This window comes from Streptomyces sp. NPDC086989 (genome assembly GCF_044745505.1).
GTDB lineage: Bacteria > Actinomycetota > Actinomycetes > Streptomycetales > Streptomycetaceae > Streptomyces.
Genome location: NZ_JBIVAL010000029.1, coordinates 1 through 13,649, shown reverse-complemented (window position 1 = coordinate 13,649; position 13,649 = coordinate 1). Strand labels below are relative to the sequence as shown.

The following is a 13,649-nucleotide window of genomic DNA, read 5'->3' as shown; positions in this document are numbered from 1 at the left end:
CAGATGGCCAGGGTCTGTCGGTTAGCGCGTGGCCGGGATTCCGAGTTCGTCGAGCAGGCCGCGGATGCGCTGTTCGATCTGGTCGCGGATGGGCCGGACGGCGGCGACGCCCTGTCCGGCGGGGTCGTCGAGAGTCCAGTCGAGGTAGCGCTTGCCGGGGAAGTACGGGCAGGCGTCGCCGCAGCCCATGGTGATCACGACGTCGGACGCCTGGACGGCCTCCACGGTGAGGATCTTGGGGGTCTCGGCGGAGATGTCGATGCCGACCTCCTGCATGGCCTCGACCACGGCGGGGTTGACCGTGTCGGCCGGGGCGGAGCCGGCGGAGCGGACCTCGACGCGGCCTTCGCCGAGGTGGGTGAGGAAGGCGGCGCCCATCTGTGAGCGGCCGGCGTTGTGGACGCAGACGAAGAGTACGGAGGGGCGGGCGGGTGACGGGTTCACGGCAGGGGGCTCCGGAGGTTCAGCGGGCGGCGGGGACGGCGGTGATCGGCGCGGGCTCGTCGGCGGTCTGCCGGGGGGACGGGCCGAAGACGAGGGCGAGCAGGCCCAGGCCGGCGGCGGCGCCGAGGAGCTGGGCGGCGATGAACGCGGGGACGGAGGCGGGGGCGATGCCGGCGAAGGAGTCGGTGAAGGCCCGGCCGATGGTGACCGCGGGGTTCGCGAAGGAGGTGGAGGAGGTGAACCAGTACGCCGCGCCGATGAACGCGGCCACGACCGCCGGGGCGAGGTTCGCCCGGCCGGTCCGGTTCAGGCCGAAGGCCACGAGCAGCAGTCCGGCCGTGGCGACGACCTCGCCCAGCCACAGGTGGTGAGCGGAGCGGTCGTGGGTGGAGAGGGAGAGCAGGGGCTGGCCGAAGACGGCGTTGGCCAGGAGCGAGCCGGCGATCGCACCGCCGATCTGGGCGGGCACATACGCGGCCACCTCCCGCAGGGACGGACCGTCGCCGGAGCGGCGGCCGGTGAGGTGGGCGGCGAGGGTGACCACGGGATTGAAGTGGGCGCCGGAGACCGGGCCGAACACCGCGATCAGCACCCCGAGGCCGAACACGGTCGCCAGGCAGTTGGCCAGCAACTGGATACCGACGTCCTGTGACAGCTCCGTGGCCTGGATGCCGGATCCGACCACGACCGCCACCAGCAGCGCGGTCCCGACCGCCTCGGCTGCCACGCGGCGTCTGAGCGGCGCCAAGTCTTCGCTCACGCCTTCACCTCGGCTGCCTGCGGGGCCTTGAGGACTGCGGCGAGCCGCTCCAGGGCGGCGGGCAGGGCCCAGTAGTAGACCCAGGTCCCGCGGCGTTCGCAGTCGACGAGGCCGGCCTGCCGCAGCAGCTTGAGGTGGTGGGAGATCGTCGGCTGCGACAGCTCGAAGGCCGGGGTCAGCTCGCACACGCAGACCTCGCCCCCGTCCCGGGAGGCGATCATCGACAGCAGGCGCAGCCGGACCGGGTCGCCCAGGGCCTTGAACACCTTCGCCAGGTCGGCGGCCTGGTCCTCGTCCAGCGGGGCGGCCGCGAGCTGGCCGCAGCACCCTTCGGGGTCCTGCCCGAGCACCACGAGCTCTTGTTTCGACATGTCTCTATGTTGACGTCCTTCGATCCAAGGCGCAAGCTTGCATCGAGGAACATCAATGCGACATGGTCCCGAGCCTATCGGGCAGGGCCTCGTCCGATGGGAGTCATCGTCATGAGCGAGCAGTCCACTGACCTGCGGGAGTCTGTCCGCCGCCGCTACGCCGCGGCAGCCGTGCAGGTCACCGAGGGCGGCACCGCCTGTTGCGGGCCCGGGCCGGTCGAGGTCGACGAGAACTTCGGCTCGACCCTCTACGCCGCCGACGACCGCGCGGAGCTGCCTGCCGGGGCCGTCGCCGCTTCCCTCGGCTGCGGTAATCCCACCGCCGTCGCCGACTTGAACGAAGGCGAACGCGTCTTGGACCTCGGGTCCGGCGGCGGCGTCGATGTCCTCCTCTCCGCCCGCCGGGTGGGCCCGTCGGGGAAGGCGTACGGCCTGGACATGACCGAGGAGATGCTCGCCCTCGCCCTGGCCAACGCAGCGACGGCCGGCGCGACGAACGTGGAGTTCCTCAAGGGCACCATCGAGGCCATCCCGCTCCCGGCCGCGACGATCGACGTGGTGATCTCCAATTGCGTGATCAATCTGTCCACCGACAAGCCGTCCGTCTTCGCCGAGACCTTCCGCGTTCTCAAGGCCGGCGGCCGGATCGGCGTCTCCGACGTCGTCGCCGACGACACCCTCACCCCCGAGCAGCGTGCCGAGCGCGGCGACTACGTCGGCTGCATCGCAGGCGCCCTGTCCTTCGCCGAATACCGGGAAGGGCTGGAGGTCGCCGGGTTCACGGACATCTCGATCACCCCGACCCACGCCGTCGCCGACGGCATGCACTCCGCCATCGTTCGCGCCGTCAAGCCCGTCAAGCCCGTCAAGCCCGTCAAGCCGTCACCGCGGCCCCCGCGACCTCCGACGGCGCCTGCTGTGGAGTGACCGCCTGCTGCACCCATAACGAGGAGGCCGCAACGCAGGGCACCACCGTCGGTGAGGCCAAGGCTTCTGCCGGGTGTGACTGCGGGAGCGGAGTCCGCGGACGGTGACGTGGGCGCCCCGGCGGATGTACCCAACTCCCATGACTTGGCGAACCGAGGTCGAGGTGCAGGCGCACGCCACAGTCGGAAGAACTCAAACGCGGCTCTCTGTGATGAAGTTGGCCCATGCGACCGTAGTCAAGCAAGAGGGGGCGCCGATGAAGCAGCAGGACGAGATACCCGCCACGCACGAAGAACCGACGGTGACCATACCGGCCCGTGATTACGACAACGGGTCTGATGCAGGTTCGGGTGACAGGTTGACTCACGCGGCCCGGAGGGCCGGTGTGGTCATGATGGTCTCGAATTCGACGGGGGTCAGTCGGCCGAGTGTGGCTTGCCGGCGACGGCGGTGGTAGGTCCGCTCGATCCAGGTCACGATCGCGATCCGTAGTTCCTCGCAGGTGGACTGGCGCGGCACATAGCTCGCCCGGACAGGCCTGGACGGTATCGAGTCAGCCCTCGTCAAACCCGCGGAAGGTCCCTGATTCGTCAGCAGCGTCGGCGAACTCCGCAAAGTCCATGTTGGCGATGCTCAGGTTGGCCGAGACATCAGGGAACCACTGAGCAGGGAGCCTGAACGTCCGCCCGGGCTCGTCCGAGAGGTCCACGGCCAGGAGCGGGTGATGCGTATCCCCCATCGTGGCCGCGTCGGCCAGGAAGACCTGGATGAAGAGGCTTCTTCATCCGCAGCAGCCTCTTCATCCACCAATGCCCGGACCCCCACACAGGCGAAGCGAAGCTCGCTGACATACGTGGCATGGCAGTACCCGTCGGCCGCGTCGAGCGCGGCTCGAACCGCATCCCAGGCGCCGTCGTCACCGAAGTCGGTACGCAGCACCAGCGAGGTCAGATCATCAGACTGAGGCAGAGGCATCCCGTGATCCTCGCACCCGCCGCTGACATCGACCGTCGCACCCACCGCACCTGCGGAGCTCCTCCAAACCGCCTGGCGATATCAAACACCCCCGCCAGGACAAAACGCTCTTTTAGCCGCGCAGGCCGAGACAACGCGGGAACAGATCACGCAGCTGACCGCCCAGCTCGACGAACTCGGCCAGGCCGCCGAAGAAGTCCGGATCACCCGCAAGAGACTGCTGGCGCTGCCCGACCCGCAAGCGCCGCGCTGCTGGCACCGGAACTGCCGGACCATCCGGCCTACCAGCAGATCACGGCGGTGTTCACCGCGGCCGACCATCCGCTGCGTGCGCGGCAGGTGTGCGAGGCGATGGACGTGGCGGTCGGGCCCAACAACATCAACAACGTCCGCCTCGCGCTCAAGCGGCTGGCCGACCGCGGGATCCCGGCCGAGACCGAGCCAGGCTTGTTCACCCAGCCTCGGCCGTAGTCGACCGACATCGCCACGACCTGCCCGCCTGTCCCGCATACATCGAAAATCGGACATCAAGCCTCATGTCGCCCTGCGATGAAGCCACATGTTCCGCGATAGCTGCAACACACCCTGAATTATGGATAGTTACAAGGGAGCCCAGGGGAGGATATCGAGAATGAAGGTACTGCTTACTGCGCATACCACAGGCGAAGGCACGGTTGGGCGTGGTGGCACACAGGTGGGAAAGGGCGATATGCGCGGTGTGCCTGACAGCGACCACGTCACTCACCTGGAGCGCCTGCAGCGATGGCTCGTTGACGAGCCGGAGCTTCGGGGCCACGTAACCCAGGTACGCGCCGCACCTGGTACCCACCACATGGCCGCCGGCGTGCTTGAGGGACTGCTCCTCACTCTCGGCTCGGGAACCGTCGCCGTGCTGGCAAGGACGCTGCCAATTTGGCTGCGCCAGCAGCGATCCGAGGTTGAGATCGAGCTGACTCGAGATGAGGGCACGTCAGTGCGCATAAAGGCCGACAACCTCCAGGACGCCGAGGCGCTGATCCGCCGCATCCTCGACGACGCCTCGCCCCGGGACTGAATCATGCGGCCCCAAGCGCCGCCGGGGACACGGCTGCCAGATCCGCAACGGACGCGCGCAGTGATGATCGGAACGCGTTCATACGCCGCGGCCACCGGCCTGTCCGAGTTGCCGGGCGTCACCGGCAATCTGCGCACTTTCGGCCGCCTGCTGCGCGAGGGTCTCGGCCTGCCGGGCGAGCACTGCCTCGCGTTTCTGGACGCCCGCTCTGACCGCGCGGTGTGCATGGCGGTGCGCACGGCAGCACGCGAGGCGGAGGATCTGCTGCTCGTCTACTTCTCGGGGCATGGCCTAATCGAGTCGGACTCTCACGAGCTGTACTTGGCCCTGCAGCACAGCGATCCCGATGACCCTCGCTACTCGGCGGTGCGGTTCGCGGAGATCCGCGACATAGTGGCATCCTCCCGGGCTCGTAACCGAGTGGTGATTCTCGACTGCTGTTACAGCGGCCGGGCGATCGTCGACACGATGGGGGCGGGCGCTAATACTGCAGAAACCGTTGCCCTGGCACAGACCGAGACGCGCGGGGCATACACCCTTACTGCCACATCCGCCAACATGCCGGCCATCGCGCGCTCCGGCGAGCGGTACACGGTCTTCACAGGGGCGCTCATCGGCCTGCTCGAGGACGGCATCGCAGGCGCCGGGCCCTACCTCACCCTGCAGCACCTGTTCGACGAGCTTCGCCGCACTCTCGACCCGCAGCCGCGCCAGCAGGGCACCGACAGCGTGGGCACATTGGCGCTCTCGCCAAACCGCCATCCACAAGCCCTACCGCCGCCGCGAGCAGAGGAGCCGGGGGGCGAGGCACGCGGCCCGGGCTCTGCGATCGAGAGCCGGAAACGGTACGAGGCGTACTGCTTCCGCACGAACCGGAGGCGGGCCGCGTGGCAGCGCGGCATCGCCTTAATGGTCACGGCAGGCCCGCTGATCGGCGCCCTCATAGCTTTCAGCGTGATGGGCTGGGAGGGGCCGAGCGGGGTCTGGCTCGACGTCATGGGCCTTACCTGGCCGGTCGTGATTACGCTCTCCTTCTTCACGCCGTACGCGGTGCAGTACGTTCCCGGCACGTACGAACTCACCGTAGACGAAGAGGGGTTGCATCTGCTGATCGGCACGGATCGGACGATGCTGCGCTGGGACGAGGTGCAGTCCGTCACCGCCGTTCGCATCGCCCGCCGACGCGGCTCCCCACATCTGCTCCTCATCCGTCCCCGCGGCGGATTCGTGCCACCGCGACGCCGCGCATGGCATCCCCATATGGACCGTCAGGGCAAGCATCTGGTCTTCTGCGATCTACGCCGACTGCAGGAGCCCTCGTACTTCGTCGCAGCGGCGACGACCGTGCACGCCGGCGCGCTCTGGGATGACTCGTACGGCATGAGAGGCAAGACCAGCGTCCGCTTCGGACGGTACGTGGAATTCCGATTCCTGTTCCTGACTGCGCTGTTCAGCGGCTTTCTCTTGTACATGATCCGCGATGCCGGCTCTCGGGTGTTCACGGTATGTGCCGCCCTCGCCACCCTGCTGACCGTCGCCTTCACCGTTGCTCCAGTCGGTCTGCATATCGACGAGTGGGGGCTGCGGCTCCGTTTCCTCCATCGTGTGGTGCGCCGGCCTTGGAAGGACATCGACGACGTCAGGCTCGTCTGGGACGAGTCGCACGAAGTCTTCTATCTCCGAGTGCGTACACCGTCGACGGCCCGTGGCTGGCCGCTGCCCTACGACCCGGTGACCGGCGCCTACAGGATGGATCTCAACCTGATCGACTTCACGGTGCCGGAGTTTTCTGCGGCTTTCCACAGATTCGCCGGACCGCGCTGGCAGGGTGAGACGGCGGAGTCGGACTTGGCTCACGCGGGGCCGGATGTGGAGGCACGCTACTCGGGCCGGTTCGTGGGACCGGCGGCCTCTCTGACGGCGTGGGTTCTGCCAGCCGTCCTGTTCGCTGTCGGGATGTGGAGGTGGACATTGCAGAGCGACGTTTTAGCGCTGTGGGTGTTTGCTGCCATGTGCTCACCGCTCCTCGCCCTCCTCTTGCGGCCGAAGCTTGAACTCAAGTTAGACCAGGTCGGTTTCACTCTGTCGGCGGGGCGGCGCCGCACCCACGTCCCCTGGCAAGATGTGAGCCGCGTGTCCGTAGTGCGTCCCGACCGTGCTGCTGAGTCCGTCGCGACCCTGGTCGTCTGGTTCAGGGACGGGGCGCGGATTCCACCCAGATGGCGATGGGGCAAGTGCTTCGAACCCTGGTCCGGCGGGGTGCGGATAAGTAGGTGCAAAGCGGCCGGGATCACCTCAATCATGGTCACTCCAGGCCAATTAGACCGTTCCTTGCAGCACTTCGCCGGAGCCGCCTGGCAACCCCACAAGCCGCGCGAGACGTGATCCCTCCCGACTGGGGACGTCTTGGAGAACAAGCCCGAGGTGGGGGCCTGGGATCCAGCTCCCAGTGCTCATGGAGTCGGGCACGTTCGCTGAGGACCCGGAGCCCCGGGGGCCGCCGTGGCGGAGATGGGACGAGATTCATCCGGATGAGGCGGTGGCCCGCGGCATCTACGCGCCAATCTACGCCCGCGGCACCGTGCTGATCCCGGAGAGGGCCGGCGGCTACTGTTGCGGCCTCGACGGCGCAGACGGCCCCAACATGGCCTGCGAGCGGTGCGGCCTGCCCGTGGCGAGTTGAATCGACGACTGCTCACACTGGCAGGCGGTGTCGCTCGCGCCCAACGCCGTACGCCGCCTGACCGTCGGCGGCGCCGACTCCGTACCACTGACTTGGGCAGAGCTGTTGGAGGAACGGAAGTCCATGCCTCCGTTCGAGCCAATCGCCACATGGAACTCGCGGCTCGGGCCGAACCACTTCTGGTCGTGGAGCCCACAGTGGGAGGCCGAGGTCGGCCGGGCACTCGCCACCTGCTAGCAGCCTCGCAAGGCGAGCCGGTGGCCGTCCCGGACGGTCTGGGCAAGGAAGTGTTCCAACGCGCTCTCGACGCCCTGCTGCCTGCAGGTCCGCCGACACGGCACGCCGTTCTGGCCGGACCGGGACAGCCCGCCGCCGACGCGGATGCGGACATCCTCTTGGTGCCGACCCATCCGCAGACCGGACAGACGTGGACCCCGGCCAGCCCAGGGATTTCGGCCTACCTGGTGCCTCTGCCGCTCGGGGTGTGGCTGTGGCTGGCCTTCCCCAAGCCGCACCTGCCGCTCCCCGCGTCGGGCGGCATGCCCGACGGCGTCCTCCGCGACGACCCGCCCGCACCGCGCCCTCGGTACTCGTTCAGGGCCGATTCGGGCGTCTTTCAGCACACCCTGGTCCGGCTGCCGGCCGTCCGTGGTTGCGGGGGATTCCGGAAAACCTCACCCAGCACATGCGTGCCGGGCTCTTCTAGCGGACTGGCCAGAAGCGCCGGGATCGAACGGCACCGGACAGCGGTGCACCTCGCCCAGTACATCAAGGACGGCAACATCACTCACACCGACGGCGAGGAGTAGACCGCGATGGCACAGCTCGGGGACGGCCTCAACCAGGCAGTTCAGAAGGCGTTCACCCGCTCGATCCCGAAGTCGGCGGGCGCCCAGATGCGCTACCTGGTCAAGCAGTACAAGTCCACCAAGGCCGCCGCGGCCACGCTCGGCATCACCCAGCGCACCGTCGAGCGGTACGTCAAGGACCAGATCAAGAAGCCGCGTCCCTAGCTGGCCGACCGCGTAGAGCGCGAGGTCAAGAAGAAGTGGCAACCGCAGATCCGCGCCAAGGCCGAGAAGACGGCGGCCACCACCGGCGGCATCGTCAATCGATACCCGGGCCCGCTTCGGCTACACCGCTGCCCCCGGCACCACCGACGACGGACGAATGCGCCACCTCACCGTCGCGCTGCCGCCCGAGTTCGCCGGCCGTCTCTACGACGCCCAGGAGGCCGGCGCCAGCGAGCAGCAGCTGCCCGACACCGCCGCCGAGGGCCTGCAGGAGATCTACTTCCAGGACCGCGGCCGCCGCGCCGGCGGCCTCCTGGTGGAGTTCACCGACTTCGACCACATCGAGTTCGACCCCTAGCTCATGGACCAACTGGGTGGGGGCTGCGCGACGGTGGCTTTGTTCACGAAAAACGGGACAGCAACTGTTCACCACTTCGGGTTCTGGCTCACTTTCCGTGGAGCATGCACGCTGAGTGACGGTTGTCGAGCGAGCGAGCTCTGCGGAAGTTGCCCGTAACTGAGCCGTACCGGGTGCGACGTGTCTGACAGGTCGGCCCGTGGAAGAGGCGCTCCAGCTGGAGGAGTTGCTGTTCCCGTCGATCGCCGATGTGGCAGTGCTGTCGGTCGACGTGAACGACGAGGCGGTACACATAGCGGCCCGAAGCACGGCGGCTGGGGCCGACTGCCCCGACTGCGGGAGCTGGTCACGGCGAATCCACAGCTCCTACCTGCGCTTTCCCGCTGATGTGCCCAGCGGAGGCAGGCAGGTCGCACTCTGTCTACGCGTCCGCAGGTTCCTCTGCCCGGTCATCTCGTGCGGACGGCGGACCTTCGCGGAACAGCTGTCAGGGTTGACCCATCGTTACGGCAGGCGGACCGAGCGACTGCGGTCGACGTTGGCCGCGGTCGGCCTCGCGCTCGCTGGCCGGGCCGGTGCCCGGCTGGCCAGAGTCTTCGGAGTGCCCGTCAGCCGCAGCACAGTGCTACGGCTGGTCGATGCATTGCCCGACCCTCAGGTTCCGGCTCCACGGGTAGTCGGGGTCGACGAGTATGCGACCCGCAAGGGCCGCAACTACGGGACCATCCTGGTCGACGTTGAAAGCCGGCGGCCGGTGGACCTGCTGCCCGACCGGGAGGCATACAGCCTGGCCGCCTGGCTCGCGAAACGGCCAGGGATCGAGGTGGTCTGCCGAGATCGCGCACCGTTCTTCGCCGAAGGCGCCACCGCCGGGACACCCCAGGCAGTGCAAGTGGCGGACAGGTGGCATCTCTGGCACAACCTGAGCGAGGCCGCCGAGCGATGCGCCGCCGACCACCGGGGCTGCCTGCGGGTACTGGCACCCGACCCTGCCCAGCCAGCCGCCCAGCCCGACATGGTCCAAGACCCAACCGGCTCGCCCTGGCCCACCGGCCACCGCTTCGCCGACCGCACCCGCGCCAAGCACGCGACCGTCCACGGACTGCTGGCCGCCGGGCTCAGCCGAAGGGCGATCGGCCGCCAGCTCCACATGACATCCCGCACCGTCAAGCTCCTTGCCAACGCAGCCACCCCGGAAGACCTCTTCCACGGGCAGTGGCAGGGTCGGCCGTCCAAGCTCGACGCGTTCAAGCCCTACCTGGACGACCGCTGGAACCAGGGCTGCACGAACGCCTGGACCGTGTGGGAGGAGATTGTGCCGCTCGGCTATCAAGGCAGCTACCAGCGCGTTCGCGCCTATTTCCGGGAGAAGCGGCTCTCTCCCGGCTCCGTCACAGCTCGGCCGCCGTCACCCCGCGTCGTCGCCGCCTGGATCCTCCGCCGCCCCGAGTCCCTGACAGAGACCGACCGCCTTCGGCTCAAGGCCGTCCTCGTCCACTGCCCCGAACTCGACGCCCTCACCAGTCACGTCCGGTCCTTCGGCCAGATGCTCACCGAGCGCCAGGGCGAACGGCTTCCTCAGTGGCTCGACGCGGTCCGGCAGGACGACCTCCCCAGCCTCCACACCCTCGCCGCCGGCATCGACCGTGACCGCGACGCCGTCATCGCTGGCCTCACCCTGCCCTGGAGCTCCGGCGTCGTCGAGGGACACGTCAACCGGATCAAGATGCTCAAGCGCCAGATGTTCGGCCGAGCCGGCTTCGATCTCCTCCGCAAGCGCGTCCTGCTCTACTCAAGCCGCCATGAAGCGGCTCAACTCACGTGACTTGTCCTGAAGGGCGGCCGCCCACGCCTCCTCAGAGGCAATCGGGACCGCAGGGACCTGAACATCCTTGAGGCCGCTGTCCCCGGCGGAACCTGTCGACAGCCCGTTCACCTCAATGCCTGCCCTCTCCGCCAAGACCAACACCGTGGCGACGAAGCCCTCGGACAGGGCAGTCATGACTGCGTGACTCGTCCTCCGGTGCCACGCGATCAGGGCGTCGACGAACTCTTTGAACACGAGAGGGTCGATCTGGCACTCGTCAGCCTGCATGGGACCAATGCCGGACGGAAGACCGAGTTCGGCCTGGTAGACACTGACCTGGCTGATGAACAGCCTGGAGGCTCCGTTGGACGGGTTCCACAGTGTCTGGTCGCCCATGTCGTAGTACTGGCTCAATGCAACCTCTTTCTGCTGGTCATACCAGCCAGCATCGCGAGCACATGACATTACGGTCAGTCAGCCCTCCACGGAAAGTGAGCCAGAGCCACTGAAGGTGAACGAAGCCAACCCTGACCACGCTCCTGTTCACTGACATGGCTTCGAGGGCCCGGGCGTTCGGCGTGATCACGGTGATGGGCAGGCCTTCACTCCCGGCCTGCCGTTGATCGGACTGGGCCTGGGCGTCATGCTCACCCCGTCGGTCAACGTCGTCCAGTCATGCTCCCCGAGACCCGGGTGACCCTCGCGGTGATCGGCCTGGCAGGCCTTACCGCCGCCGCCCCCCACCCGCCGACTGCAACACCGCAGGGGAAGTCACCTGCGGGCGGGCGTGGAGTCAGCGCTCATGTGGTCAGGAGCGGGGGACGTAGCGGAAGTCGGAGACGCGGGCGGAGGCCGGGGCTGCGTTCACCGTGTACACGACGATCGCGAGGCGGTCGCCCGCCCGGTAGGTCGGGTCGTCGGCGGAGAGGCTGATGGTCCCCGGGTTGTTGTTGCCGTAGGCGGTGACCGACAGTTTCGTTCCTTCGATCCTGGCCGACAGCTCTATGTAGGTGTTGGGGCGCGCGAAGCCCTGCGCCGCCAGGGTCAGGGGCGCCTGGTCGTAGCGGACGATGCCGACTCCGCCCTCCGCGCAGGCGTGGAGCAGGTAGCGGCTGTCCCGGACGAGCAGGCCTACGCAGGTGGTGGGTTTCAGGTCGGCGGCCACAAAACTGGACTCGTAAGCGGAGGCGATCGGCTTGAGCGGGGTGAAGTACGCCGTCGCGTCGCCCTGCGCGGTGAACAGGCTCCCCGTGCTCCCGCAGGTAATCTTGCCTTTGCCCGAGGTCCACGAGGCAACGCCGGTGTCGCACGGGCCGGGATTCCGCGCGTGGTAGGGGGTGCCGGGGATGGTGGTGGGGTATGACGGCCCTGTCGGCGGTTCCGATGCGGGCGACGCGTCGCAGGGTCGGCGGGGGCTCGGGCGGACGGGGGGTGGATCGAGTTGCTGTCGTTGTTGTTCCCGCACACCGAATCCGTGCACTGGGTGCAGCCGGCGACCAGAGGCCCGGCCGTGGCGCAGGCACCCAGGCTCCAGAGCATGATGCGTCGCATCCAGGCCGGAGTTCTCAATGGCCGGTGGTGGTGGGGACGACCTGGTTGTTGTCGTTGCCGTCGCCACAGACGGAGCCGGAACAGGTGTTGCTGCTTCCTCCCGTGGTCTGTTGCACGGTGAAGATGCCAAAGATCGCCAATGCGACGGCGCCGATGACCCCTACCACGTAGATCCAATTGACTGTCAACCAGCCGCCCTCAGCCGTGCGAGATCAATTGCAGTGGCGCCGATCCGGTCGCGCCGCCTTGCCCCAGTCGGCAGGTCACCTACGTAGGACAAGACGCCGTAGGAGCGATTGAGGCGCGAGGGCCTGCTCGACGCTGAGGAGGTAGCTTGCGGCGGGGGCGGCGCTGCGCAGTTCGTTTCGGTGCTGACCGGCCGCCTGGCGCAGATAAGAGAGGCCGAAGGCGGCACCGGCAGCGGTGCCGATGAGGGGTTGTCCGGCCAGTGCGCCGCCGCCAATTGCCGCAAGGCCTGCCGGTAGGTCGAACTTGAGGTGGGCCGCGCTGAACACGGTGTCGATTCGCGCGCCCTTCAGTGCGCGGCGCAGTTCGATGAGCGGCGTCTCGAAGCGGCGCTCGACTTCGAGCGCGGTGTACTCCAGCCGTGCGACGGGCAGGGAGATGTCAGCCAGCCGGTCGCGCAGAAGGTCGATGGCTTCGCCGATGGCGGCGTGAAAGGTTTCGAACTCCGCTTGGTGGCGGCGGCGTACGGCTGCGATTCGGCCGGCCGCCACCGCGTTCAGGTCGCGGGGCAGCACCGTGCGGATCGCCAGCAGTCCCATCGCATTCGTCGGGTCGGGCAGGGTGTCGTCGCCCTGTGGTGTGCCTGTCAGTGCTGACAGGAGGCGGTCGACGGACCACCTGTGGGGTTGGAGGTGGGCGTCGTCCTGATCGGTAACGGGGGTGAACTGTCCCATCTCGGCAGCCTGCGCGCTCAGGACGCACTTGTAGATCCACACCAGGCGCGGATGCATGGCCAGCCAGGGAAGCAGCGGGCCCCCGCCGGGCGGGTATGCGACGCTCTCGGCAGCCAAGCCGGTGCTACGCAGCGCGTCGCGCAGTTCGGGGGCCATCTCGTCCCAGTGCACCGCCGCTCGGGCCGTGGATCCCGCCAGCGCAGTCGCGAGGCGCTCCTGGTGTGCGTTCAGGACCTCCAGGAACAGCGGCGCCACCGCGTGGGCAGCAGCATCCGGGGGCACCGGAATCAGGAATCCGAGCTCGTCGTCGAACACGCGGGCGGTCTCCGTGTCAGCCACCGGATACCCGGTCGGAACCACCCGGGCCATCCGCGGCCAGTACAGCGCCGCAGCCTTGAGCCACCGCTCATCGCGGAAGTGGATGTACGGGTAGTACAGGCCAATGTCTCGCACCTTCCGCTCCTCCCCTAGTCGGCCGCATCCCGGGGCCGACCCCCCGAGCATTCTGTCTCGGCGAGCCGTCTTTCATCCGGGACTCCACGTGAGTCGGTCGTGGACGCCTCTTCACCTCCGGTCAAGGCCGAGTGGCCGAAATCCGCAGGGCGCCAAGATCACTTGCCGATCGGTCGAGATCGCCTGTCACGGGGCAATCGGACGTTTGACAGGTCACATCGGTGGGGTTGCAGGGCTAAGAGGTCCTAACAAAGGCGTCGGACGTGGCGGTGGGTGATGAGGCAGGTGGCGAGGCCGAGGAAGGCCTCGTGGATGTCGTCGCGTCGTTCCCAT

General features: G+C 68.0%; 12 protein-coding genes and 4 pseudogenes. 7 read left to right on the top strand and 9 right to left on the bottom strand.

Annotation, left to right across the window (positions count from 1 at the left end; translation table 11 throughout):
• Nucleotides 1–21: 21 nt before the first annotated feature.
• From ACIPK4_RS37725 to ACIPK4_RS37715, 3 genes are all read right to left on the bottom strand, one after another.
• Nucleotides 22–378: an arsenate reductase ArsC gene (locus ACIPK4_RS37725; protein WP_402321903.1), complete on the bottom strand. Its 357-nt coding sequence runs from the start codon at nucleotides 376–378 to the stop codon at nucleotides 22–24.
• 85 nt (nucleotides 379–463) lie between these two features.
• The gene (locus ACIPK4_RS37720; RefSeq protein ID WP_402321835.1) at nucleotides 464–1,204 is read right to left on the bottom strand and encodes an aquaporin; all 741 of its coding nucleotides are present in this window, start codon (nucleotides 1,202–1,204) and stop codon (nucleotides 464–466) included.
• The gene (locus ACIPK4_RS37715) at nucleotides 1,201–1,575 is read right to left on the bottom strand and encodes an ArsR/SmtB family transcription factor (RefSeq protein WP_402321832.1); all 375 of its coding nucleotides are present in this window, start codon (nucleotides 1,573–1,575) and stop codon (nucleotides 1,201–1,203) included. Before ACIPK4_RS37715 ends, ACIPK4_RS37720 begins: the two co-directional genes overlap by 4 nt.
• Before the next feature lie 111 nt (nucleotides 1,576–1,686).
• On the opposite strand from ACIPK4_RS37715, the gene arsM reads away from it, so the two are divergent.
• Complete coding sequence (arsM, locus tag ACIPK4_RS37710) at nucleotides 1,687–2,502, top strand: arsenite methyltransferase (RefSeq protein WP_402321829.1); 816 nt, start codon at nucleotides 1,687–1,689, stop codon at nucleotides 2,500–2,502.
• A 363-nt stretch (nucleotides 2,503–2,865) separates the two neighbouring features.
• On the opposite strand, the pseudogene ACIPK4_RS37705 reads toward arsM, so the two are convergent.
• The 3 genes and pseudogenes from ACIPK4_RS37705 to ACIPK4_RS37695 form a co-directional block, all read right to left on the bottom strand.
• A pseudogene (locus ACIPK4_RS37705) lies at nucleotides 2,866–3,000 on the bottom strand (IS3 family transposase); the annotation flags it as partial.
• A gap of 55 nt (nucleotides 3,001–3,055) precedes the next feature.
• Nucleotides 3,056–3,259, bottom strand: coding sequence for a DUF6924 domain-containing protein (locus tag ACIPK4_RS37700; protein WP_402321901.1), 204 nt, complete (start codon nucleotides 3,257–3,259; stop codon nucleotides 3,056–3,058).
• Between the two features lie 35 nt (nucleotides 3,260–3,294).
• Nucleotides 3,295–3,477, bottom strand: a pseudogene (locus ACIPK4_RS37695) (DUF6924 domain-containing protein); the annotation flags it as partial.
• Nucleotides 3,478–3,777: 300 nt separating this feature from the next.
• Between ACIPK4_RS37695 and ACIPK4_RS37690 the strand changes: the two are divergent.
• The 6 genes and pseudogenes from ACIPK4_RS37690 to ACIPK4_RS37665 all read left to right on the top strand — a co-directional run bounded on the left by ACIPK4_RS37690 (nucleotide 3,778) and on the right by ACIPK4_RS37665 (nucleotide 10,410).
• Nucleotides 3,778–3,948, top strand: coding sequence for a hypothetical protein (locus ACIPK4_RS37690; RefSeq protein ID WP_402321826.1), 171 nt, complete (start codon nucleotides 3,778–3,780; stop codon nucleotides 3,946–3,948).
• Nucleotides 3,949–4,108: 160 nt separating this feature from the next.
• Complete coding sequence (locus tag ACIPK4_RS37685; protein ID WP_402321824.1) at nucleotides 4,109–4,531, top strand: hypothetical protein; 423 nt, start codon at nucleotides 4,109–4,111, stop codon at nucleotides 4,529–4,531.
• A gap of 63 nt (nucleotides 4,532–4,594) precedes the next feature.
• Nucleotides 4,595–6,916, top strand: a complete 2,322-nt coding sequence (locus tag ACIPK4_RS37680; RefSeq protein WP_402321898.1) for a caspase domain-containing protein — start codon at nucleotides 4,595–4,597, stop codon at nucleotides 6,914–6,916.
• Between the two features lie 10 nt (nucleotides 6,917–6,926).
• Nucleotides 6,927–7,920 (top strand): annotated as a pseudogene (locus ACIPK4_RS37675) (hypothetical protein).
• A 109-nt stretch (nucleotides 7,921–8,029) separates the two neighbouring features.
• Nucleotides 8,030–8,585 (top strand): annotated as a pseudogene (gene tpg / locus ACIPK4_RS37670) (telomere-protecting terminal protein Tpg).
• 199 nt (nucleotides 8,586–8,784) lie between these two features.
• Nucleotides 8,785–10,410 carry an ISL3 family transposase gene (locus ACIPK4_RS37665; RefSeq protein WP_402321822.1) on the top strand — a complete coding sequence of 542 codons (1,626 nt, stop codon included), beginning with the start codon at nucleotides 8,785–8,787 and terminating at the stop codon, nucleotides 10,408–10,410.
• On the opposite strand, the gene ACIPK4_RS37660 is transcribed toward ACIPK4_RS37665, so the two are convergent.
• The 3 genes from ACIPK4_RS37660 to ACIPK4_RS37650 all read right to left on the bottom strand — a co-directional run bounded on the left by ACIPK4_RS37660 (nucleotide 10,378) and on the right by ACIPK4_RS37650 (nucleotide 13,316).
• Nucleotides 10,378–10,806 (bottom strand): DUF6086 family protein, encoded by a 429-nt coding sequence (locus tag ACIPK4_RS37660; RefSeq protein WP_402321819.1) that lies wholly within the window; start codon nucleotides 10,804–10,806, stop codon nucleotides 10,378–10,380. The genes ACIPK4_RS37665 and ACIPK4_RS37660 overlap by 33 nt on opposite strands.
• Nucleotides 10,807–11,200: 394 nt before the next feature.
• Nucleotides 11,201–11,557 (bottom strand): hypothetical protein, encoded by a 357-nt coding sequence (locus ACIPK4_RS37655; RefSeq protein WP_402321816.1) that lies wholly within the window; start codon nucleotides 11,555–11,557, stop codon nucleotides 11,201–11,203.
• Nucleotides 11,558–12,206: 649 nt separating this feature from the next.
• Nucleotides 12,207–13,316 (bottom strand): DUF6236 family protein, encoded by a 1,110-nt coding sequence (locus ACIPK4_RS37650; protein ID WP_402321813.1) that lies wholly within the window; start codon nucleotides 13,314–13,316, stop codon nucleotides 12,207–12,209.
• Between the last annotated feature and the right edge of the window lie 333 nt (nucleotides 13,317–13,649).

What these genes read in the sequence shown, in the direction of transcription:
- ACIPK4_RS37685 (WP_402321824.1), top strand. Translation starts at nt 4,109, where the DNA reads ATGAAGGTACTGCTTACTGCGCATACCACAGGCGAAGGCACGGTTGGG.
- ACIPK4_RS37680 (WP_402321898.1), top strand. Translation starts at nt 4,595, where the DNA reads ATGATCGGAACGCGTTCATACGCCGCGGCCACCGGCCTGTCCGAGTTG.
- ACIPK4_RS37715 (WP_402321832.1), bottom strand. Translation starts at nt 1,575, where the DNA reads ATGTCGAAACAAGAGCTCGTGGTGCTCGGGCAGGACCCCGAAGGGTGC.
- arsM (WP_402321829.1), top strand. Translation starts at nt 1,687, where the DNA reads ATGAGCGAGCAGTCCACTGACCTGCGGGAGTCTGTCCGCCGCCGCTAC.
- ACIPK4_RS37725 (WP_402321903.1), bottom strand. Translation starts at nt 378, where the DNA reads ATGGGCGCCGCCTTCCTCACCCACCTCGGCGAAGGCCGCGTCGAGGTC.